Source organism: Nonomuraea cavernae (assembly GCF_014646355.1).
GTDB classification, from domain to species: Bacteria; Actinomycetota; Actinomycetes; order Streptosporangiales; family Streptosporangiaceae; genus Nonomuraea; species Nonomuraea cavernae.
In genome coordinates, this window is record NZ_BMNH01000015.1 from 1 (window position 1) to 21,272 (window position 21,272).

A 21,272-nucleotide genomic window follows, 5' to 3' on the forward strand; every position below is an offset into this window, starting at 1 on the left:
CACGGCCTACCGGTCACCGCACCGCTCGGGCCTTGGCGGCCCTCCCGCGCTGTCGTTTCCTCCCGGGCGTAAACGCCCGGGGTTCCACGCCAGATCACGCTGAAGCGCGCCGCGGGGGCTCGCACCGGCCGGCCCGGCGCCGACGGGTATCGTTCACCCCGATGTTCAGACTGTGGACGACGAGGCGACCGGCTGGACGCCGCTGATGTCGCGAAGATCCGTCCTCCTGCTCGCCGGCCTCATCCTGGCCTCCCTCAACATGCGCCCCGCGCTCGCCGGGGTCTCACCGCTGCTCGACGAGATCATGGCCGACATGGGGCTGACCCCGGCGGGCGGCGGCGCGATCACCACCGTCATGGTGGTCTGCCTCGGTGTGTTCGGCATGGTCACCCCGGGGCTGGCCAGGCGGATCGGGCTCGACCGGACCCTGTTCGCCGGCCTGCTCCTGCTGGCCTTCGGGATCGTGCTGCGCACCGTGGACGGAGTCTTCTGCCTCTACCTGGGCTCCGCCCTCGCCGGCACCGCCATCGCGGTCCTGAACGTGGCCATGCCCGGCGTGGTCAAGCAGCACTTCCCCGACCGCGTCGGGCTCTACACCTCGATCTACGTCTCGGGCCTGGTGGCGGGCGCGGCCGCGGCCTCCGCGTTCGTGATCCCGCTCGAACAGGCCACCGGCGCCGGCTGGCGCGGAGTGACGGCCATGATGGCGATCCCCGCCGTGGCCGCCGCCCTGCTCTGGCTGCCGCAGGCGCTCAGGAGGCCGGAGGGCTCCGGCGGCGGCACGCGCCCCTTCGCCGCCCTGATGCGCAACAGGGTCACCTGGTACGTGACCGCCTTCATGGGCCTGCAGTCGCTGACCTTCTACGTCGTGCTGGCCTGGCTGCCGACCATCTTCCAGGAGGCCGGGGTGCCGGCCCACCAGGCGGGCTACCTGCTCGGCCTGACCAACCTGACCCAGGTGGTGTCCACGCTGGCGGTGCCCGTACACGCCGGGCGCAGGCGGTCACAGGTGCCGCACGTGACCGTGGCGGCCCTGCTGACCGTCGCGGGCTACACCGGCGTGCTGGTCGCGCCCACGACGGCGCCGTGGCTGTGGGTGATCGTGCTGGGTCTCGGGCAGGGCGCGTCGATCGCGCTGGCGCTGCTCATCATCACGATGCGGGCGCCCGACGCCGCGTCGGTGACGGCCCTGTCGGCGGTGGCCCAGTCGTTCGGATACGTGCTGGCCGCGGTGGGGCCGGTGCTGATCGGCGTGCTCCGCTCGGCGTCGGGCGGCTGGACGGTGCCCCTGCTGGCCGGGCTGGCGGCCTGCCTGGTGCAGCTCGTGGCCGGCGTCTTCGCGGGCCGGCCACGACCGGACTAGCCCGGCCACGCCTGGATCGCGGCGGCTCGACCGGGCCGACATGACCCACGCCTGGATCGCGGCGGCTCGGCCGGGCCGCTTGGGCTACAGCCGCTCGGCGGCCTCGACCACGTTGGAGAGCAGCAGGGCGCGGGTCATCGGGCCGACGCCGCCGGGGTTGGGCGTCAGGAAGCCCGCCACCTCGGCCACGTCAGAGGCCACGTCACCGGCGATCTTGCCGTCGACCCGCGAGACGCCCACGTCGAGCACCGCCGCGCCGGGCTTGACCATGTCGCGGGTGATGAGGCCGGGCACGCCGGCCGCGGCCACCACGATGTCGGCCCGGCGCACATGACCGGCCAGGTCCTGGGTGCCGGTGTGGCACAGGGTGACCGTGGCGTTCTCGCTGCGCCGGGTCAGCAGCAGCCCCAGCGAACGGCCCACCGTGATGCCGCGGCCGACCACGGCCACCTCGGCGCCCTTGACCGGCACGCCGTACTCCTGCAGGAGCAGCACGATGCCGTGGGGCGTGCAGGGCAGCGGCGCGTCGACCATGTGCACCAGCCGCCCGAGGTTGACCGGGTGCAGCCCGTCGGCGTCCTTGGCCGGGTCCATCCGCTCCAGCAGGGCCATCGTGTCGAGATGCTTGGGCAGGGGCAGCTGGACGATGTAGCCGGTGCACTCGGGTGAGGCGTTGAGCTCGTCGATGGCCGCCTCGACCTCGGCCTGCGTGGCGGTGGCGGGAAGGTCGACGCGGATGGAGGCGATGCCCACCTCGGCGCAGTCGCGGTGCTTGCCGGCCACGTAGATCTGGCTGCCGGGGTCGTCGCCGACCAGAACCGTGCCCAGGCCGGGCGTGATGCCTCGGGCTCGGAGCGCGGCCACCCTGGTCGCCAGGTCTGCCTTGATCTTTGCGGCGGTGGCCTTGCCGTCGAGTTTCACTGCGCTCATGTCACGTCATCCTTCCACGCCGGCGGCGGGGGTGCCGCCGGGACCCCGTCCGGCGTACTGACATCGTTGTCATAGATCTTGGAAGCGCATAGGGTGACGCTCGCCAGCACCGCGTACTCCGAGGAGTTCCCTTGCCCGCACGCCTGCTCTCAGCGGAGTCGACGGACCTGTTCGTCGGGTCGGAGGCCGAGCCGCACCAGGTGCTGAAGGTCACCGTCAGGCAGGGCGGACGCGAGACGCCGCTGGACGTCCGGGGACGGGGCGTCTCGTGCGCGACGGCGGTGAGCGTGCCCCCGGGGGTGGGCGCGCTCACCCTGGAGGTGCCGCTGAGAGTGTCCGCGCCGCCGGGCACGACGGTCCCGTGCCGGGTCACGCTCGGTGACGAGGCGCTGGAGGCCGAGGTCACGGCCGAGCGGCCCGGGTGGACGATGCACATGGTGTCGCACTTCCACTACGACCCGGTCTGGTGGAACACCCAGGCCGCCTACACCAGCCCCTGGGAGCTGCTGGCCGGTGACTCGACCACCCGGCCGCTCTGGGAGCGCAACGCGTTCGCGCTGGTCGAGGCGCACATCGAGCTGGCCCTGCGCGACCCCGACTACCGGTTCGTGCTGGCCGAGGTCGACTACCTGAAGCCGTTCTTCGACGTGCACCCCGAGCGGCGGGCCGACCTGCGGGCACTGCTGCGCGAGGAGCGCGTGGAGTTGGTCGGCGGCACCTACAACGAGCCCAACACCAACCTGACCGGGGCCGAGACGACGATCCGCAACCTCGTCTACGGCATCGGCTACCAGCGCGACATCCTCGGCGGCGATCCCCGCACGGCGTGGCAGCTCGACGTGTTCGGACACGACCCGCAGTTCCCTGGCTACCTCGCGGCGGCCGGTCTGTCCGGCAGCGCGTGGGCGCGCGGGCCGTTCCACCAGTGGGGGCCGATCTCCAAGAACTTCGGCCCGGCCAAGGACGACGCCGCCGTGATGCAGTTTCCCAGCGAGTTCGAGTGGATCTCGCCGTCGGGGCTGGGCGTGCTGACCCACTACATGCCGGCGCACTACTCGGCCGGCTGGTGGATGGACTCCTCGCCGACGCTGGAGGAGGCGGCCGAGGCCACCTACCGGCTCTACCGGTCGCTCAAGCCCGTCGCCGCGACCCGGCACATCCTGCTGCCGGTCGGCACCGACTACACGCCGCCCAACAAGTGGGTGACCGACATCCACCGCTCCTGGGCCGAGCGTTACGTCTGGCCGCGCTTCGTGTGCAGCACGCCCAAAGACTTCCTGCGGGCCGTACGTGAGGAGACATCGGCGTTCAGCCCGCAGACACGGGACATGAACCCGGTCTACACCGGCAAGGACGTCTCCTACATCGACACCAAGCAGGCCCAGCGGGCCGCCGAGGTGGCGGCTCTCGACGCCGAGCGGCTGTCGGCGTTCGCCGCCCTGCTCGGGCTCGGGCGCTACCCGCACACCGCGCTGGACAAGGTGTGGCGGCAGCTCGCCTACGGCGCCCACCACGACGCGATCACCGGCTCCGAGTCCGACCAGGTCTACATCGACCTGCTCACCGGCTGGCGCGAGGCGCACGACCTCGCCGCCGACGCCCGCGACCGCGCGCTGGCCGCCCTGACCGGCCGGATCGCCGTGGACGGGCCGAGCGTCGTGGTGACCAACACCCTGCCGTTCGCCCGCGACGGCCTCGTACGCGTGCGGGTCGCGCCCGGTCTGCGCCCCGGCGACGCCCCCGCCGTGTACGAAGACGGCACGCTGACCTTCCTGGCCCGCGACGTCCCCTCGATGGGCTGGCGCACCTACCCGCTCACCGAGGGCGCCCCGGGCGCCTGGCAGCCGATGGACGGCACGACCATCGAGAACGGACGCTGGCGCGTCACCGCCGACCCGGCACGCGGCGGCGGCCTGACCTCGATCCTCGACCGGTCGAGCGAGCGTGAGCTGCTCACCGGACTGGGCAACGAGCTGCGCCTGTACGACGAGTATCCGCAACATCCCGACATGGGAGAAGGCCCCTGGCACCTCATGCCGACCGGCGTCATCACCGGCTCAGGTTCCAGCTCCGACTCCGACTCGGGCTCAGGCTCAGGTTCCAGCTCCGACTCGGGCTCGGGCTCGGGCTCGGGCTCGGGTTTTGACGAGGCTGAGGCGGCGGTCGTGCGGGCCCAGGTGAGCCCCCTCGGTCAGCGGCTGACCGTCACCGGCCGGGTCGGCGATCTCGCCTACGAGCAGGTGATCACCCTGCTGACCGGCTCCGACCGCATCGACTTCGGCACCCGCGTGCTCGACCACACCGGTGCCGACCGCCTGCTCAGGGTCCGTTTCCCGGCCCAGGTGGAAGGCGCGCTGCCGGTCTCCGACGTCGCGGGCGCCGTGGTCGGGCGCGGCTTCGCGCTGCCCGACGTCGACTCCGCCCGGCATCCGTGGACGCTGGACAACCCGGCGAACACCTGGTTCGGCCTTTCGGCCACCGCCAGGGTCGACCTCGGCGAGGCGGGCGCGCGGGCCCTCGGCGTCGCCGAGGTCGTCGTGCCTCGCCAGGAGGACGCTCCCCTGGCCCGCGACCTCGTGGTGGCGCTGGCCCGCGCGGGCGTGACGGCCACCACCTCGTCCGCGACCGGCCCCCGCTACGGCTGGCTGGACGTCGACTCCAACCTGCCCGACGTCCGCCTCATCCTGGGCGGGCCCGACGACAACCCGCTGGCGGCCGAGCTGCTCGACCGCAGCGACCCCGCCTACCGCGACGCGCTCAAGGCGGGCGCGCGGGCCGTCTGGGTGCCCGCCGAACGGCCGCTGGCCGAGGTCTGGCAGCCGAGCGCCGACCTGCGCGACGTACGCGCCCTGCCCGCGCTGATCGTCGCCGGACCGCTGCCGTCGCTGGTGTCGTGGCTGGTGGAGGACCTGGCCGACGCGACGATCGAGGCCGTCTGCCCGCTGGGCGGCGAACGGCTCGAAGACAGGACCGTCGCGCTGCTCACGTACGGGCTGCCGGGCTTCGCGGTCGACCCGTCCGGGGCGCTGCACCTGTCGCTGATGCGCTCCTGCACGGGCTGGCCGTCGGGGATCTGGCTCGACCCGCCCCGCCGCACGGCTCCGGACGGTTCGGCCTTCCAGTTGCAGCACTGGACGCACGAGTTCTCGTACGCGCTGACCGGCGGCGAGGGCGACTGGCGGGCCCGCGCGCTGCCCGCGGCCGGCCAGGATTTCATCACCCCGCTGCTCCCCCGTGTCGTCGACGGACCCGGCGGCGAGTCGCCTCCCGTGCACTCGCTCCTCAGCGTGGAGCCCGCCCGTGACGTGCTGCTCGGCACCCTCAAGGCCACCGGCAACCCGCACGCCCACGGCCTGGCCCGGCACGACGCCTCGGGCGTCACGATCCGCCTGGTCGAGTCGACCGGCCTCGGCTCGACGGCCGTGCTCCACTCGCCGATCCTCCAACTCGACCGGCTGACCCGCTCCGACCTGCTCGAACGGCCCGGTGAGCCGGTGCGCGACCTCGTCCTCGCCGGAGCCGAGGTCGCCACCTTCCTCGTCCACTCCCCGCCACCGTCCGAGCGGGGAGGCACGGCGGAGGCGGCGCGACGCGCGCTCGGGTCCACCGAAGTGACGACGCGGCCCGTAACCACCGAAGCAACGGCGCGGCCCGCGCTCGAAACCGGCGCCGGGCAGGCGCCGCCGGAGCTGGGAGCCTCTGAAACCGGCGCCGGGCAAGCGCCGCCCGAGCTGGGAGCGACCGCCGAGGTCGCGCAGCCGGTCTACAGCCGCTACTGGCTGCACAACAAGGGGCCCGCTCCGCTCGGTTACCTGCCGGTGTCGATCGCGGTCACTCCCGGCCTGGTCACGCCGTCGGAGGCGTTCGAGGTGTCGGTGGTGGTCTCGTCACACCTGGTCGACGCGGCGCACGAGGGCGTGGTGGACGTCCTCGTGCCCGACGGCTGGGCCGCCACGCCGGCCCGGCGGGTGTTCCGCCTCGAAGCGGGCGGCCACCTGCGCTTCCCCGTGACCGTCACACCGGGCACATCGGGCACACCGGGCGCACCTGTCGAACCGGGCACTACTAACACACCTGGAACCGGCCAGGGCCTGCACTTCGTCTCGGTCCGCACGTCCGCGGGTGGCCAGCAGGTCGAGGACGTGGTCACCGTCGCGCTCGGCGACGCTCCCTCGCTGCCCACTCCCGGCCCGCTCCCCGCTCCGGGCCGGGCGACTCACGGCACCATGGCCACCGAGGGCCCCGTCACGGGCCTCTCGGTCTCGCCGGTCGAGGAGTCGCTCTCCCTCCGCCCCGGTGAGCGTTCCTCGATCGAGGTACGCCTCACGAACGGCACCTCCGGCGAGATCAGGGGCGAGGCGCAGCTCGCGGCCCCCTGGGGCACCTGGGACCTGCTGCCCGAGGTCATCAGAGGCTTCAGCCTGCCGCCGGGCGAGTCGGTGACCGTCGGCTTCCCCGTCGAGGTGCCCGAGGACGCGCCCGCCGGCCACGCCTGGGCCATGGCCAAGGTCATGTGGTTCGGCCGCTGCCAGTACACCCCGGCAATCCGCCTGGAGGTGACCCGGTGACCCGCCAGGAAGCGCCCCCGGCCGGGCTCGGTCCGGTGGTCGGCTGGGTCGGTGACCGGGCGATCCCGAGAGAGCTACTTGATCGCCGGATCGCCGAGTTGCGCGACGGCCCGCTGGCCGGGGCGCTGCCGGTGCCCGGAAGCTCCGAGGACCGGCAGTTGGCCAGGTGGCTGGCCCAGGTGATCCTGACCGAGGCGCTCTGTGAGGACGAGGCGGCGGCCCGGGGCCTCGCGCCGGTCGGGGGCGGCCCGCTCGACCGGGTGGCGGCCGTGGAGCTGGGCTCCATCAACGCCTCCGCCTTCAACGGCAGCCCTTGGGTGCGCGCGGTCTTCGAGGACGTCACGGCGGCTGTGGGCGTACCTCCCGAGTGGCGCCGCCGTCCACCGGACGCACCTCCCGGCCGACCGATCGCCGATCCGCACGCCATCCGGCCACCGCGACCGGCGGAGGCATCGGCCCGCGAGCCGCGACCGAGCCACGAGGCGCGGGCGACGGCCCCGCCGGAGGAGGCGGCCGAGCGGTTCGCCGTGTGGCACGGGCTGTTCGGCGACCGCGCTCGGGCGGAGGCCGCCACCGCCCGCGACCTGGAACCCCTGGGCGTCGTGACCCTGGGCTCCCTGCCGACCGCCATCGCCGACGCCCTCCGCGCCGCCCCCGAGGGGACACGTGCCGGGCCGGTGGAGGACTCCCTGGGCTGGCACGTCGCGACGGCCCGGCCGGAGCCCGTTCCCTCCCCGGAACGGTCCGGCGACCACAGAACGCTCCCCGCCCCCGTCCCGCCCTGGGAGCGGGCCGGTGACTCGCCGGAAGGGGCGGCGCGGCGACGCGCGTTCGCCCGCTGGCTCGACCAGAAACGTGCCGAAAGGATCAGACTCGTGCCCGGTCTCGAACATCCTGGCGACCCCCGCCAGCCCGACAACCACCACAAGCACTGATGTCCCGCGTCCTCGCCGTCGACATCGGAGGGACCAAGCTCGCCGCCGCGCTGGTGGACGAGGCGGGGTCCGTCTCACGTTCCGCCACCCGGCCGACGCCGCGTACGGACGTCATGTCCGCGCTCGCGGACCTCATCGGCGAGGTGAGCGGCGGGGAGCCGGTCCTACAGGCGGCCGGAATCGGCTGCGCCGGGCCGCTGGACCTGGCGGAGGGGACCGTCAGCCCGGTGAACATGCCGAGCTGGCGCGGATTCCCGGTGCGCGAGGAGGTGCGGCGGCTGACCGGGCTGCCGACCGTGCTGGCCGGCGACGCGCAGTGCTTCGCGTTGGGCGAGCACTGGCTGGGCGCCGGTCGCGGCAGCTCGTCGCTGCTCGGGGTGGTGGTGTCCACCGGCATCGGTGGCGGGCTGGTGATCGACGGCGTGCCGCTGCTGGGACTCACCGGCAATGCCGGACATGTCGGCCACATGACCGTGGACCCGTACGGCGAAGCATGCGAGTGCGGCGGGCGCGGCTGCGTCGAGCGCTACTCCAGCGGCCCCAACCTGGCGCGGTGGGCGCTGAGCAACGGCTGGAAGGTGCCGGACGGATCACCCGCCGACGCGCGGGCGCTGGCCCGCGACGCCTCGGCGGGAGAGCCCGTCGCGGTGGCGGCGTTCGAGCGGGGAGCCAGGGCCCTCGCCGGGATGATCGCCTCGACCGCGGCGGCCACGGAGGTGACCAGCGTCGTCATCGGCGGCGGGGTCTCGGCGGCCGGGCCGGTGCTGTTCGAGCCGCTGGCACGGGCGCTGGACGAGGTGGCGGGGCTCGCGTTCGTCAGGGCGGTGCGGGTGCGGCGGTCGACGCTGGGTGTCCGGGCGGCGCTGGCGGGCGCCGCCAAGCTGGCCTGGGACTACTCGCGCTCGGCCGGCTGAGCCTCGCGCCGCTCGATGATCCTGCGCGTGAACGGGATGACCTCGACGACCCGGCCGCCGAGGTAGGCGCCGACGAAGGCGAGAGCCAGCAGCACGAAAGGGCTGGCGGACAGCTCGTTCAGGCTCACGAAGGCGTACAGAATCGCGTCAAACAGCGCCATAAGGGGACTCCGGGGGAAGAAACAGACGGCGAGGCCCACAGGTTAACCTCACCCGCCGTCTGTTCGCTCCCGACTTGGTGGAAGAACCCGCCTTCGCCGGAAAGAAGCGCTCAGCGGAACGAGGGGGCGTCAGTGGAAGAAGTGACGTGTCCCGGTGAAGTAGAGCGTGATGCCCGCTTTCTCCGCCGCGTCGATGACCTCCTGGTCACGTACGGACCCTCCCGGCTCCACGATGGCCTTGACCCCGGCCTCGATCAGCACCTGCGGGCCGTCGGCGAACGGGAAGAACGCGTCGGACGCCGCCACCGAGCCCTCGGCGCGCTCACCGGCGCGGGTGACCGCCAGCCGGCACGAGTCGACCCGGTTGACCTGCCCCATCCCGACGCCCACGGTCGCCCCGTCCGCCGCCAGCAGGATGGCGTTGGACTTGACCGAGCGGCAGGCCCGCCAGGCGAAGGCCAGGTCGGCCAGCGTCTCGGGCGAGGCCGCCGGGCCCGCCTTGAGCTCCCACCGCTCGGGCGCGTCGCCCGGCGCGTCGACCCGGTCGGTCTGCTGCACCAGCAACCCGCCGTCGATCCGGCGGAACTCCGCCGGGTTCGCGGGGCCCTGCGGGCAGACGAGGAGCCGGAGGTTCTTCTTGCGGGTCAGCACCTCCAGCGCCTCAGGCTCGTACGACGGCGCCACCACGACCTCGGTGAACACCTCGGCGATCTGCCCGGCCAGCTCCGCCGTCACCGCGCCGTTGACCGCGATCACGCCGCCGTAGGCCGACACCGGGTCGCAGGCGTGGGCCTTGCGGTGCGCCTCGGCCACGTCGGCGCCCACCGCGATGCCGCAGGGGTTCTGGTGCTTGATGATCGCCACGCAGGGCCCGGTGAGGTCCCACGCCGCGCGCCAGGCCGCGTCGGCGTCGAGGTAGTTGTTGTAGGACATCTCCTTGCCGTGCAACTGCTCGGCATTGGCCAGCCCGCCCGTGCCGGCGCTGTAGAGCGCGGCGCCCTGGTGCGGGTTCTCGCCGTAGCGCAGCGTGGACGAGAGCTGCCAGGTGGCCCCCATGAACCCCGGCCAGTCGCCCTCGGACGCGTAGACGCCGCCGAACCAGGACGCGACCGCCACGTCGTAGGCGGCGGTCTGGGCGTAGGCGAGGCCCGCCAGCCGCTTGCGCTCGGCCAGGGTGAACCCGCCGTCGCGCAGCGCGGCCAGCACGTCGCCGTAGTGGCCGGGATCGACGACGACCGCGCAGGCGTTGTGGTTCTTGGCCGCGCCGCGGATCATCGCGGGCCCGCCGATGTCGATCTGCTCGACGCACTCCGCGTCGGACGCCCCCGAGGCCACCGTCTCCTGGAACGGGTAGAGGTTGACCACGACCAGCTGGAACGGGTCGATCTCCAGCTCCTCGAGCTGGGTCACGTGACTCGGCTTGGACAGGTCGGCCAGCAGGCCCGCGTGCACGCGCGGGTGCAGCGTCTTGACCCGGCCGTCGAGGCACTCGGGGAACCCGGTCAGCTGCTCGACCTTGGTCACCGGGACACCGTAGGACGCGATCGCGGCGGCGGTGCCGCCCGTCGACACGATCTCCACGTCGGCCTCGTCGAGCGCCCTGGCCAGCTCTTCGAGACCTGACTTGTCGTACACCGCGATCAACGCGCGCCTGATGGCGATGCGAGTCACGTGGATCCCCCTCCTGGTTGGTTGCCGATGCGGACGGTGCGTCCGCTGACCGTCCAGCCCTCGCGGGCCATCCGGCCGACGATCTCGACGAGCAGACGCCGCTCGACGGTCTTGATGCGCTCGTGCAGAACCGCCTCGTCGTCGTCGGCCAGCACCCTCACGACCTCCTGGGCGACGATCGGCCCGCTGTCGACGCCGGCGTCGGCCAGCATCACCGTGCACCCCGTCACCTTGACCCCGTGGGCGAGCGCGTCACGCACGCCATGGGCCCCGGGAAAGGACGGCAGCAACGCCGGGTGGGTGTTGAGCACGGGGAAGGCGTCGAGCGTCGGCGCGCCGAGGATTTTCATGAACCCCGCCGACACCACCAGTTCGGGCTCGTACGACGCGATCCTGGCCGCGATGGCCCGATCCCAGTCGGCACGCGTCGGATGATCGCGCAGTTTCTCGACGAAAGTCGGCACACCCGCTCGCGCGGCCCTGGCGAGACCTTCGATCCCCTCCCGGTCGGCGCCCACGGCGACCACCCGGGCGCCATAGGACGGGTCGGCGGAAGCGTCCAGCAGGGCCTGTAGGTTGGTTCCAGAGCCGGAGACGAGGACGACGAGCCGCCCAGCCTTTGACACGCGACACTCCAAGGGAAAACCGGGGTGGGGCTGCAAGCGTATCGGCTTCTCGCCCGGTCACGCAGAGGAGGTCAGGTGTCGACACCGGTGCAGGCACCGGCGGGTCAGCAGCCCGCGGATGCAGCGAGCCGCCGCGCGATCTGGTTGTCCATCGCCGCGCTGGCGATGACGTTCATGTTGCCGCTCGCCGGTCTGGTGATGGCGTTGTTCGCGATCATCGCGGGCGCGCGGGCCGTCCCGCTGCTGAAGGGCGCGGGCAAGCCGGCGGGCGTCGCCGTGGGCAGCATCGTGGTGTCCTCGATCGCTCTCACACTCTCCGCGCTGGCCACCGCGACGCAGCTCTACCTGATGGACGAATACTCGGCCTACCAGGAGTGCATGAAGAGCGCGGGCACGGTCTCCTCGCAGGGCGACTGCTTCACCCAGTTCAGGGACGCGGCCCAGAAGAAGCTGCCGCCCGACGTGCTCGACGTCCTGGGCTCCGTGCAGCCCTGACCTGCCAGGCCCCCCGCCATGCACCCCGCCATGCACCCTGTCATGCACCCTGTCAGTCGCGGTCCCAGGCGTAGGGGTCGAGGTAGATGACGTGACCGCCGCGGTCGTCTGACTCGTCCACGATGTCCTTGCGCGGCTGGCCGGCGACCGGCGGGGCCGCCGCGGGACGCGGGCGCGCCTGTGAGAGCGTCTCGGCCTCGGCGGAGGCGTGCTCGTCCTGCCAGTCGTCGCGGATGACCGGGATGGGCTGGGTGTCGGCCTCGGTGGCGTCCATCCAGTGGCCCGGCAGCGGGCGGGCGTCGGCCTCGGCCAGTCCCACCTTGCTCGCCACCCTGGCGATCGCGGCTCCGGCCTTGCGCACGGGCACCGCGGCCTTGTCGAGCGGGGCCCGGGCCCGCCGGTTGAGCAGCAGCAGGTTGGTCACACCGGCCGAGATGCCCGCCGCGACGCCCACCTCCAGCGTGATGGACAGGGCCACCTCCCACGGCGACGGGCCGACGGCCGACATCCGGCCGCCGCCGATGGGGCCGCCGGACAGCGCGGCGAGCCCGCCCGCCACGAGCCCGCTGGAGACTCCGGTGAGGAAGCCCCACAACGGCGCCGCCTCGTACGACGGCGACGGCGAGATCCGGGCGACCACGATGCCGGCCACCATCCCGGCCGCGAACGGCACCGCGACGACCGCCATCATCCAGCCGGGCACGGTGCCGCTGTCGGGGAGCGCGCCCAGCAACGGCAGGGTCGGCACGGCGCCCAGATGCACCCCCGTGGGCGCGACCAGCGTGCCCGTGCCGATCGCGAACCCGGGCCCGGCGATGTAGGAGAACGCCCAGATGACGACGTTGAGCAGGTAGAGCAGCTGGAGCAGCAGGAGCAGCAGCCCGCCGACGAGCCCGGGCGACAGCACGCCGGACAGCTCGCGCACCTGCCCGAAGTTGAGCGCCACGGCGACCAGCACCAGGACGAGCCCGGCGGCGAGCATCACCGCGGTGGCGACGGCGGTGCCGACGGTCAGCGCGCGCACCCGCTCGGGCAGCAGCCGCAGCATCGCCCGCCACGGCCCGATCGTGCGCGCGGTGGCCAGCACGCCCGCCAGGAAGGCCAGCGCGAAGTGGCTGAACAGCGCCTCGCCGATGAACGGCTGGGTGATCTCGTTGCGGGCGACGAGCGCGATCAGACCGGCCAGCAGCGCGTAGGGGGCGGCCAGCGAGACCCCCGCCTGGATCACCAGCACGAACTGCGCCCGGCGGCGGGCGCTGGCCTGCTCGCGCGGGCTGTTCTTGGGCAGCCGCGCGGGCAGCCGCAGCCGCAGGTCGGCGTCACGCGCCATCCATCGCGCGGCGCGGTAGAGCAGCAGCGCGGGCAGCAGCATCAGGCCGAGCGGCAGCAGCCCGATCCGGCCGCCGGGGATCGCGAATCCGGCGTGGTGCGCGGCGAGCCACAGCTGCGCGGCGGTGCGGAACACCCCGGGCAGCCCCGCGCCCAGCGCCCCGCTGGGCGCGGCGATCCAGCCCACCAGCGTGAGTGTGGTGAGGATGGCCAGCCCGACGCCCAGCGTGCAGGCCGCGGCGAGCATCCCGGAGACGGGCAGCGGCCGCCGCGACTCGTCGTCGTCGGGCGAGACCCCGGGGAGCCTGCCGAGGACGGAACGGGGGGTCGTCCGCAGCTGGTCCAGAATCGCCGTCACAGTAGGCGATTTTCTCAATCTTTTCCGACCATCGCTTGGTTGACGCGCCGCACCGGACCGGGTTTGTGTCCGTCTGACGCTGTGGCGTCCAGGAAAGTGCCGAAGGCCCCGCGACCTGAGCGGTGCGGGGCCTTCGGGAAGGCAGGTCAGCGGGCCTGCATGATCTCGCGCATCAGACGGGCGGTCTCGGAGGGGGTCTTGCCGACGCGTACGCCGACCTTCTCCAGGGCCTCCTTCTTGGCCTGGGCCGTGCCGGCCGAGCCCGAGACGATGGCGCCGGCGTGGCCCATCGTCTTGCCCTCGGGCGCGGTGAAGCCCGCCACGTAGGCGACCACCGGCTTGGTGACGTGCTGCTCGATGTAGGCGGCGGCCCGCTCCTCGGCGTCGCCGCCGATCTCACCGATCATCACGATCGCGTCGGTGCCGGGGTCGTTCTGGAACGCCTGCAGGGCGTCGATGTGGGTGGTGCCGATCACCGGGTCGCCGCCGATGCCCACGGCGGTCGAGAAGCCGTAGTCGCGCAGCTCGTACATGAGCTGGTAGGTCAGCGTGCCCGACTTGGAGACGAGGCCGATGCGGCCCGCGGTGGTGATGTCGGCCGGGATGATGCCCGCGTTGGACGCGCCGGGAGAGGCGATGCCGGGGCAGTTGGGGCCGATGATGCGGGTCTTGTTGCCCTTGGCCACCGCGTAGGCCCAGAACTCGGTCGAGTCGTGGACCGGGACGCCTTCGGTGATGACCACGCAGAGCGGGATCTCCGCGTCGATGGCCTCCTTGACGGCGTCCTTGGTGAAGGCCGGGGGCACGAAGGCGACCGACACGTCGGCGCCGGTCTGCTCCATGGCCTCCTTGACGGTGCCGAACACCGGCAGGCCCTCGTGCGTGGTGCCCGCCTTGCGGGCGTTGACCCCGCCGACGACGCGGGCGCCGGAGGCGAGCATGCGGCGGGTGTGCTTGGTGCCCTCGCCGCCGGTCATGCCCTGAACGATGATCTTGCTGTTCTCGGTCAGCCAGATAGCCATGTGTCACGCACCTACCGAAGCGAGCTCGGCGACCCGCTTGGCCGCGTCGTCCATCGTGTCTACCAGCTCGACCCGCGGGAGTGCGGCGTCGGCCAGGATCTGTCGCCCGAGCTGGGCGTTGTTGCCGTCGAGGCGCACCACCAGCGGGTGGGTCACGGCCTCGCCGCGGCTCTCGAGGAGCTTGAAGGCCGCCACGATGCCGTTGGCCACGGCGTCGCAGGAGGTGATGCCGCCGAAGACGTTCACGAAGATCGACTTGACCGACGGGTCGGACAGGATGATCTCCAGGCCGGCTGCCATGACCTCGGCCGACGCGCCGCCGCCGATGTCGAGGAAGTTGGCCGGCGCGGGCTTGCCGGGGAAGGCCTCGCCCGCGTAGGCGACCACGTCGAGCGTGGACATGACCAGGCCCGCGCCGTTGCCGATGATGCCCACGTCGCCGTCGAGCTTGACGTAGTTGAGGTCCTTGGCCTTGGCCGCGGCCTCCAGGGGGTCCTCGGCCGACTTGTCGGCGTAGGACTCGTGGTCGGGCTGGCGGAAGACCGCGTTGTCGTCGAGCGTGACCTTGCCGTCGAGGGCCTTCACCTGGCCGTCGGCCGACAGGATCATCGGGTTGACCTCGACCAGCGTGGCGTCCTCGTCGACGAAGCAGCACCAGAGCTTCTCGATCAGCTCGGCGGCGCCGTCGAGCGCCTGCTCGGGCAGCCCGCCGGCCACCGCGATCTCGCGCGCCCGCTCGCGGTCGACGCCGGTCAGCGCCGAGACCGGCACCTTGGCGACCTTCTCGGGGGCGCTGTGCGCGACCTCCTCGATGTCCATGCCGCCGGCGGCGGAACAGATCGCGAGGAAGGTACGGTTCGCGCGGTCGAGCAGGAAGGAGAAGTAATACTCCTCCGCGATCGCGCTGGCCTCCTCCACGAGCACCTTGTGGACCGTGTGGCCCTTGATGTCCATGCCGAGGATGGCCTTGGCCTTCTCGACCGCGTCCTGGGCGTCGTCGGCCACTTTGACGCCGCCGGCCTTGCCTCGGCCGCCGGTCTTGACCTGGGCCTTGACGACGACGCGGCCGGTCAGTTGCTCGGCCGCCGCCCGTGCTTCGTCCACAGTGTGGGCGACGATGCCGCGTGGCACCGGGATGCCGTAGTCAGCGAAGAGCTCCTTCGCCTGATGTTCGAACAGGTCCACGAGGGTCCGTCCTTGCTTGTCCGACTGATGTTCGACGGCCCGGGGCACCCCGTGCGTGCCGGGCGATTCCGCCAGTGAAGCCTAGCCCCAAGCTTGACCTGCCCAGGTCATCGGGTCTCGGTTATCCCGTGATGTGACGGTGATCTTACTTCGCCACCATAGCGGGCTACATCTGGAGAAAGGCGGCACCTCATGAGGCGATGGATCGCCGGAGCGCTGGCCGTTTCCGCCCTGACCGTGGGCGCCCCCGCGTACGCGCAGGTCAAGCCGACGGATCCGGCCGGAGCGCTGAGCAAGCAGTTCGTCGCCGGGCAGGGTGTGCGGCTCACCGAGAAGACCCGCACCTGGATCGGGCGCGACGAGTACATCGGGTCCGTCCGGCAGGGCGTGATCGGGTTCGGCGCCAAGGGCGTGGCGGCCGTGGAGAACACCCGCACCCCGGTGCTCACCGCCGAGCTCCGCAAGGAGTTGAAGGAGTCCGCCGCGAAGAACGAGGACGTGGCCGACTCGCTCGACCTCCTGACCGAACGGCTCTACCTGATCAGCAAGGGCGAACGGCTCTACCTCAACGGAGGGCTGCTCTCGGACCTGCTGCCCGACGGCAAGTCCTGGATCGGCATGCCGGGCCACCCCTACTCCGCCGCGTACGGCGACCAGCTGATCAACGTGTTCGAGCCGGCGACGCTCAGGCACCTGCTGGCCACGGCCGGCGGCCGGCGGGGCGACCAGTACCGCGGCTCGACGACGTTCGCGCAGCTGTACAAGATCTCCCCTTCGTTCCGCGAGCAGGGCGGCCGGGCCCCCGAGGGCGCGGCGGCCAGGACCGTCGTGTCGTGGCGGATCACGCTCGACGCGCGGAAGCTGGTCAAGCGCGTGGCGGTCTCGTGGACGATGCCCGTCACCAAGAAGATCTCGATGAGGGGAGAGACCGAGACCCGCTACAGCGACTGGGGCACTCCGGTGAACATCACCGCCCCCCCGGCGGACCAGGTGGCCGACATCAAGGAAGTGAACGACAGATCGTTCGCGCCTCCGTCGCCGATCGACCGCGACTACGTCAGCGTGCCGCCCGGCGACGACGGAAACACCGAGTAATCCAATTCCGGTCGCTTATCGTCATGACACAGGGCCCGACGGTGACCGTCGGGCCCTTCTGCACAAAAAATCCACACGATTCCTTCGCGATATTCCACGCTTTGAGATATCGCCGTGATCTTGAGTTGACAGAATTCCCCGGCGCCTAATTGTGAATCGAAGGGGATACATATGAAGCGAATCATCACCGGCCTGGCCCTGGCGTCGGCCGCGGCACTCGTCACGGCCGCGCCCGCCCAGGCGGCTCCGAAGAATCCGGTCGCCGCCGTCAAGAAGCAGTTCGTGGCCGGTCACGGAGTGAAGTTCGTCGACCGCGCCACCATTTCCAGCGGTGGCGTCCGCGACATCGTCGCCCGCCGGACGGGGACGTACGAGTTCGGCAAGTCGGGTGTGAAGTCCTCCGACATCACCGGCAAGTTCGCCTTCAAGGCGAGCGACTTCGGCGACGAGGCCGACTCGGAGTTCGTCAAGGCACTCACCACGCCCGAGCGCGCGATCAAGGTGGGCAAGTCGACCTACCTGTCCGGCGGGCTGTGGAGCACCCTGGTGCCCGACGGCTCGACGTGGCTCAAGGTGCCCGGCACCACGATCGGCGGCGTGACCGACGTCTACGGCCAGCCGCTGAACATCACCGAGCTCGCCACGCTCAAGACCCTGCTCAAGGGGGCCAAGCCCGCGGCGGGCGGCTACGCCGGCAAGATCACCGTGCGTGACCTGCGCGAGGTCTCCACGTCCTTCCGCGCCGCGCAGTGGCTCAACAAGCCGAAGGCCAAGACGCTGAAGAGCGTCATCTCCTGGCGGATCACCCTGGACGCCAGGGGGCTGCCCACGCGGCTGGTCTCCACCTTCCCGGGGACCGCCCTGGCGTCCGACGCGCCCAAGGGCCTGATCCTCAGCGTCGACACCCGCTTCACCGGCTGGGGCAGCAAGGTCTCGATCAAGGCGCCGAACACCGACGAGGTGACGACCAACCTTGAGGACGGCCAGAAGATCCCGGACAGCCTGACCCTCCCGCTGGGCTCCATCGCGCACTAGTCGGTCGATCAGGTTTTCTGCGCTGGTCGGGATGGTCAGCGGTCGTAGGCGATCAACGATCGCCTACGGTCTGCCGATCATCCCGTTCAGCCAGATGGCGGTGTCGAAGGCCCACTCGCCACCCGTTCGGTCCAGATGTCAGCCGGGGCTCAGGTCAGCGCAGACGGCGTGGCGCGTGGTCCAGAGGGCCCACTCTCGTGCTGGACGGCCAGCGGAGCGAGGGCGGCATCGATGGCGTCGGCCAGGCGACGGGGGTCCGCTTCGGCGCGGGCGACGACATGAAGTCCCTGCATGAGGGTGAGCAGCAAGCGCGCGTGAGCCGCGCAGTCGATGTCAGGGCCGACCTCGCCGGACCGCTGCGCGGCGTCGAGGGCCGACTCCAGGCCGGTTTCCAGTGCGGCGAAGCCGCCGCGGACCAGACGGCCCGCCACGTGGTCCTCCGGTAGCAGCTCGGCCGCGGTGTTGCCGAGCATGCAGCCACGGCCGGGTGTGGCCTGCGCGGCCTCGAGGACACTCAGAAGCAGCTCGCGGACACGCGGCAGGACGGGCCCCTCGGCGGCGATCTCGGTCGCCTGCTCCCGAGCGGCGTCTGCGTAACGCTCAAGCGTCCGCAGGAAGAGCGCATGTTTGTCGCCGTAAGCGGCGTACAGGCTGCCCGGCAGCACGCCGAGCTCGTGCTTGAGGTCGCGCAACGACGTTGCCGCGAAGCCGCGTCGCCAGAAGATCTCCAGCGCTCCCTGAACGACCTGGTCGTCGTCGAAGGAGCGCGGCCGGCCGGTTCGTGGCATGACCGCATCGTACAACTTTTTGACATCTCGTTCAAGAAGTGTACTGTCCAGGGCATGACTTTTTGGTCATCCGACCAAAAAGTCGTCGGCCACTTCGAGGAGATCCCTGTGAGACGCCTGTTCCTGCACATCAACGTGTCGCTCGACGGCTACATCACCACCCCGGCGGGTGACATCGACTGGCGATTCGCCGACGAGGAGTTCGAGCGCCACATCGACACCCTGCTGGAGTCCATTGACGGGATGGTCTTCGGCCGCACGGCTTTCGAGCAACTGGCCGCGTACTGGCCGACGGCCGGGAACGAAGTCTCCGCCACGCAGCGACGTCGGATGCACGAACTGCCGAAGTACGTCCTGTCCCGCACCGCGCAACACGCGGAGTGGCACAACTCCCACCTGCTCGGCGACGATCCGGCCGCCGCCCTCGGCGACCTCAAGCGCCAGGGCGGACGCGACCTCGCGCTCTTCGCCGGCGGTCAGGCCGCCACCTCCGCCATCCGTCTCGGCGTTCTGGACCAGCTACGGCTCATGGTCAATCCCGTCCTGCTCGGCGGCGGGACGCGACTGTTCGACGGTACGTACCCGACGGCGGATCTCCGGCTCACCGACACGCGCCGGTTCGCCTCTGGTGCACTGCTCCTCACCTACGACCTCACAGCTCCCCGAACGCCAACCCGGTGATCTCCAAGCCGGAGACAAGGCACGACCCGCCTGAGGGCCGGCTCACGATCCTCCAGTCGACACGAGTGGCCTAAAGCGCGAACTCCGCCGCACCCGCGCCGAAACGGAGTGACACTTTCCGCCCTCCGCATCCGTCCCTCATGGAGCAAGCGTGTGGCGGATGTGATCGGGGACGGACCATGGCTGAGGCGGTAGCCGAAGAGAGCGCGCTGGTCGCCGCAGCTCTTTCGGGCGACGAGAGCGCGTTCACCGGGCTGGTCGAGCGGCACCGGCGGGAAGTGCGGGTGCACTGTTACCGGATGCTCGGCTCCTTCGAGGAGTCCGAAGATCTGGCGCAGGAGACGTTCCTGCGGGCGTGGCGCGGACGCCAGACCTTCCAGGGCCGTTCCAGCTTCCGCACCTGGCTCTACCGGATCGCGACGAACGCGTGCCTCGACTTCCTCGACCGCAATCCCCGCCGTCCGCGCCCATCTGAGGCAGGACAGGAGCAGGGGCCGCACCCGGGCTCGTCGCCCGCCGAGATCCGATGGCTGCAGCCGTACCCTGACCGATGGCTGGAGCCGGTCGCGCCCGAAGGCGCGGAGCCGGACGCGGCCGTGGTGGGCAAGGAGACCATCGAGCTGGCGTTCCTCGCCGCCATCCAGCATCTGCCTCCCAGGCAGCGAGCCGTGCTGATCATTCGAGACGTCCTCGGCTGGTCCGCCAAGGAGACCGCCGCGCAGCTCGACGCCAGCGTCGACTCGGTCAAGAGCGCTCTGCAACGGGCGCGATCGACGCTGAAGACCCACCTTCCGGAACGGCGGCTCGACTGGGCGCCGTCAACGACTCCGACCGCGCGAGAGCACGCATTGCTGCGGCGTTTCATGGACGCCCACGAGAGAACCGACGCCGCCGCCCTCGCGAAGTTGCTGAGCGACGACGTGCGCATGACCATGCCTCCGCTTCCGTACCGGATCGCTGGTCGTGACGCGGTCGAGGCCTTCGCCGCACATGCCTTCGGGCCCGGGTCACCGCTGCACCGAGCGCGCTGGCGGAGTGTGCTCACCCGGGCGAACCGGCAGCCGGCGGTGGCGGGATACGTCCGGCTGCCCGGAGACTCCGGCTACCGGGCCCAGGTGCTCAACGTGCTGGAAATCACGGACGGGCGGATCGCCGAGATCACCGTCTTCGAGCCGCACCTGCTGGCCGCGTTCGGACTGCCGCTGGTGCTGCCCTCGGACGGCGACCCCTTTCAGCGGCCTCACCCGTCTCAACGGGGGACGACCGCGACGAGCGCGGTCGACCATGCTGAGGAGCGCACACGATGACGATCGACCATCGCGAAGCTGTGATGACGCTGCCGCAAGGCGACGTCCGGCTGCTGGACAGCGACGTGGCGCGGCGCCTGCTCGACTCGACCGAACTGGCACGGCTGGCGTACGTGGCGGCGGACGGCACACCGCGCGTGTTCCCGATGTTGTTCCACTGGACGGGCGACGACGTCGTCATGTCCACATTCGCGGGAGCGCGCAAGATCGCCGCTCTGCGGGCCAAGCCCGACGTCGCCATCACCATCGACGCCGCCTCGACGCCGCCTGAGGTGCTCCTCATCCGAGGGCGGGCGTCGGTCACCGATGTCGAGGGAATCGTGCCGGAGTACGCCCTGGCCCAGCACCGGTACGCCGGCGCGGAGCAGGGCGCGGCCAATGTGGCGGCGGTGGACCACCCGGGGACGAGGATGGCCCGCATCGCCGTCCGCCCCACCTGGGTCGGAGTGCTGGACTTCCAGACCCGCCTGCCCGGAGGCGCCGGCGTGGAGGATTTCGAGCGCCGGGGCCGATCGTGACTCGGCGCGTGATTTGAGCCGATCTCCAGTGCTCGCCGACTTGGTGTGAACGGTTACTCGCGCGGTAAATCGACGCCGAAGAGCTGAAAATCATCCGCCGGCATCCGTCGCGCGGCAGGTGCCGGCACATCCTGAAACTCTCGGCCACGTTCGCGGGTAATGGCGCCCCCTATTCGGGGACCACGATCAGCGCCGCGCGATGAATGCCCGCCACGAAATAGCGGTGTACGGCGGACGTCTTGTCCACAAGTATCCCGCAGTTTCTGTCGCCGTCGCGGACCTCCGCCTGGC

At 71.5% G+C, this 21,272-nt stretch carries 18 protein-coding genes; 10 read left to right on the forward strand and 8 right to left on the reverse strand.

The genetic code is table 11. From position 1 onward, the window contains the following. Nucleotides 1-172: 172 nt before the first annotated feature. Complete coding sequence (locus IEY82_RS22850) at nucleotides 173-1,363, forward strand: CynX/NimT family MFS transporter (protein ID WP_225263632.1); 1,191 nt, start codon at nucleotides 173-175, stop codon at nucleotides 1,361-1,363. A gap of 84 nt (nucleotides 1,364-1,447) precedes the next feature. Here IEY82_RS22850 and IEY82_RS22855 read toward each other — a convergent pair whose 3' ends face one another. Continuing rightward, nucleotides 1,448-2,293, reverse strand: coding sequence for a bifunctional methylenetetrahydrofolate dehydrogenase/methenyltetrahydrofolate cyclohydrolase (locus tag IEY82_RS22855; protein ID WP_189126248.1), 846 nt, complete (start codon nucleotides 2,291-2,293; stop codon nucleotides 1,448-1,450). A 131-nt stretch (nucleotides 2,294-2,424) separates the two neighbouring features. Between IEY82_RS22855 and IEY82_RS22860 the strand changes: the two genes are divergently transcribed. Genes IEY82_RS22860 through IEY82_RS22870 form a run of 3 tightly spaced genes read left to right on the forward strand, consistent with a single transcriptional unit; the run spans nucleotide 2,425 to nucleotide 8,710 of the window. Next, nucleotides 2,425-6,861 (forward strand): glycoside hydrolase family 38 N-terminal domain-containing protein, encoded by a 4,437-nt coding sequence (locus IEY82_RS22860; protein WP_189126249.1) that lies wholly within the window; start codon nucleotides 2,425-2,427, stop codon nucleotides 6,859-6,861. Next, complete coding sequence (locus IEY82_RS22865) at nucleotides 6,858-7,796, forward strand: DUF7158 domain-containing protein (protein ID WP_189126413.1); 939 nt, start codon at nucleotides 6,858-6,860, stop codon at nucleotides 7,794-7,796. The genes IEY82_RS22860 and IEY82_RS22865 overlap by 4 nt, the downstream gene beginning before the upstream one ends. Beyond that, nucleotides 7,796-8,710 carry an ROK family protein gene (locus tag IEY82_RS22870; protein ID WP_189126250.1) on the forward strand — a complete coding sequence of 305 codons (915 nt, stop codon included), beginning with the start codon at nucleotides 7,796-7,798 and terminating at the stop codon, nucleotides 8,708-8,710. Before IEY82_RS22865 ends, IEY82_RS22870 begins: the two co-directional genes overlap by 1 nt. On the opposite strand, the gene IEY82_RS22875 is transcribed toward IEY82_RS22870, so the two are convergent. The 3 genes from IEY82_RS22875 to purN all read right to left on the reverse strand — a co-directional run bounded on the left by IEY82_RS22875 (nucleotide 8,689) and on the right by purN (nucleotide 11,168). Next, nucleotides 8,689-8,871: a hypothetical protein gene (locus tag IEY82_RS22875; RefSeq protein WP_189126414.1), complete on the reverse strand. Its 183-nt coding sequence runs from the start codon at nucleotides 8,869-8,871 to the stop codon at nucleotides 8,689-8,691. The genes IEY82_RS22870 and IEY82_RS22875 overlap by 22 nt on opposite strands. 129 nt (nucleotides 8,872-9,000) lie before the next feature. Beyond that, nucleotides 9,001-10,542, reverse strand: a complete 1,542-nt coding sequence (gene purH, locus IEY82_RS22880) for a bifunctional phosphoribosylaminoimidazolecarboxamide formyltransferase/IMP cyclohydrolase (RefSeq protein ID WP_189126251.1) — start codon at nucleotides 10,540-10,542, stop codon at nucleotides 9,001-9,003. Next, nucleotides 10,539-11,168 (reverse strand): phosphoribosylglycinamide formyltransferase, encoded by a 630-nt coding sequence (gene purN / locus IEY82_RS22885; protein ID WP_189126252.1) that lies wholly within the window; start codon nucleotides 11,166-11,168, stop codon nucleotides 10,539-10,541. The genes purH and purN overlap by 4 nt, the downstream gene beginning before the upstream one ends. Nucleotides 11,169-11,243: 75 nt before the next feature. On the opposite strand from purN, the gene IEY82_RS22890 reads away from it, so the two are divergent. Next, nucleotides 11,244-11,663 carry a hypothetical protein gene (locus IEY82_RS22890; RefSeq protein WP_225263630.1) on the forward strand — a complete coding sequence of 140 codons (420 nt, stop codon included), beginning with the start codon at nucleotides 11,244-11,246 and terminating at the stop codon, nucleotides 11,661-11,663. 52 nt (nucleotides 11,664-11,715) lie between these two features. Here the strand turns inward: IEY82_RS22890 and IEY82_RS22895 are convergent, their stop codons facing one another. The 3 genes from IEY82_RS22895 to sucC form a co-directional block, all read right to left on the reverse strand. After that, nucleotides 11,716-13,350, reverse strand: coding sequence for a cell division protein PerM (locus IEY82_RS22895; RefSeq protein WP_189126253.1), 1,635 nt, complete (start codon nucleotides 13,348-13,350; stop codon nucleotides 11,716-11,718). Nucleotides 13,351-13,496: 146 nt separating this feature from the next. Next, a complete protein-coding gene (gene sucD / locus IEY82_RS22900) occupies nucleotides 13,497-14,372 on the reverse strand; it encodes a succinate--CoA ligase subunit alpha (protein ID WP_189126254.1) in 876 nt (291 codons plus the stop codon). A gap of 3 nt (nucleotides 14,373-14,375) precedes the next feature. Then, a complete protein-coding gene (gene sucC / locus IEY82_RS22905; RefSeq protein ID WP_189126255.1) occupies nucleotides 14,376-15,557 on the reverse strand; it encodes an ADP-forming succinate--CoA ligase subunit beta in 1,182 nt (393 codons plus the stop codon). 192 nt (nucleotides 15,558-15,749) lie between these two features. On the opposite strand from sucC, the gene IEY82_RS22910 reads away from it, so the two are divergent. Together IEY82_RS22910 and IEY82_RS22915 are read left to right on the forward strand one after the other, a co-directional pair. After that, the gene (locus IEY82_RS22910) at nucleotides 15,750-16,652 is read left to right on the forward strand and encodes a hypothetical protein (RefSeq protein WP_189126256.1); all 903 of its coding nucleotides are present in this window, start codon (nucleotides 15,750-15,752) and stop codon (nucleotides 16,650-16,652) included. Between the two features lie 171 nt (nucleotides 16,653-16,823). Further along, nucleotides 16,824-17,687 (forward strand): hypothetical protein, encoded by an 864-nt coding sequence (locus tag IEY82_RS22915; protein ID WP_189126257.1) that lies wholly within the window; start codon nucleotides 16,824-16,826, stop codon nucleotides 17,685-17,687. Between the two features lie 149 nt (nucleotides 17,688-17,836). Here IEY82_RS22915 and IEY82_RS22920 read toward each other — a convergent pair whose 3' ends face one another. Then, nucleotides 17,837-18,475: a TetR/AcrR family transcriptional regulator gene (locus tag IEY82_RS22920; RefSeq protein WP_189126258.1), complete on the reverse strand. Its 639-nt coding sequence runs from the start codon at nucleotides 18,473-18,475 to the stop codon at nucleotides 17,837-17,839. Between the two features lie 108 nt (nucleotides 18,476-18,583). Between IEY82_RS22920 and IEY82_RS22925 the strand changes: the two genes are divergently transcribed. The 3 genes from IEY82_RS22925 to IEY82_RS22935 all read left to right on the forward strand — a co-directional run bounded on the left by IEY82_RS22925 (nucleotide 18,584) and on the right by IEY82_RS22935 (nucleotide 20,981). Beyond that, the gene (locus IEY82_RS22925; RefSeq protein ID WP_189126259.1) at nucleotides 18,584-19,156 is read left to right on the forward strand and encodes a dihydrofolate reductase family protein; all 573 of its coding nucleotides are present in this window, start codon (nucleotides 18,584-18,586) and stop codon (nucleotides 19,154-19,156) included. Nucleotides 19,157-19,335: 179 nt separating this feature from the next. Further along, entirely contained in the window at nucleotides 19,336-20,463 is a 1,128-nt protein-coding gene (locus tag IEY82_RS22930; protein ID WP_189126260.1) for a sigma-70 family RNA polymerase sigma factor, read from the forward strand. Then, nucleotides 20,460-20,981, forward strand: coding sequence for a pyridoxamine 5'-phosphate oxidase family protein (locus tag IEY82_RS22935; RefSeq protein ID WP_225263628.1), 522 nt, complete (start codon nucleotides 20,460-20,462; stop codon nucleotides 20,979-20,981). Before IEY82_RS22930 ends, IEY82_RS22935 begins: the two co-directional genes overlap by 4 nt. Nucleotides 20,982-21,272: the final 291 nt, after the last annotated feature.

Excerpts from the sequence above, each read along its gene's own strand:
- IEY82_RS22855 (WP_189126248.1), bottom strand. The coding sequence starts at position 2,293 with ATGAGCGCAGTGAAACTCGACGGCAAGGCCACCGCCGCAAAGATCAAG.
- IEY82_RS22875 (WP_189126414.1), bottom strand. The coding sequence starts at position 8,871 with ATGGCGCTGTTTGACGCGATTCTGTACGCCTTCGTGAGCCTGAACGAG.
- IEY82_RS22870 (WP_189126250.1), top strand. The coding sequence starts at position 7,796 with ATGTCCCGCGTCCTCGCCGTCGACATCGGAGGGACCAAGCTCGCCGCC.
- sucD (WP_189126254.1), bottom strand. The coding sequence starts at position 14,372 with ATGGCTATCTGGCTGACCGAGAACAGCAAGATCATCGTTCAGGGCATG.
- IEY82_RS22920 (WP_189126258.1), bottom strand. The coding sequence starts at position 18,475 with ATGCCACGAACCGGCCGGCCGCGCTCCTTCGACGACGACCAGGTCGTT.
- IEY82_RS22930 (WP_189126260.1), top strand. The coding sequence starts at position 19,336 with ATGGCTGAGGCGGTAGCCGAAGAGAGCGCGCTGGTCGCCGCAGCTCTT.
- IEY82_RS22935 (WP_225263628.1), top strand. The coding sequence starts at position 20,460 with ATGACGATCGACCATCGCGAAGCTGTGATGACGCTGCCGCAAGGCGAC.
- IEY82_RS22910 (WP_189126256.1), top strand. The coding sequence starts at position 15,750 with ATGAGGCGATGGATCGCCGGAGCGCTGGCCGTTTCCGCCCTGACCGTG.
- IEY82_RS22915 (WP_189126257.1), top strand. The coding sequence starts at position 16,824 with ATGAAGCGAATCATCACCGGCCTGGCCCTGGCGTCGGCCGCGGCACTC.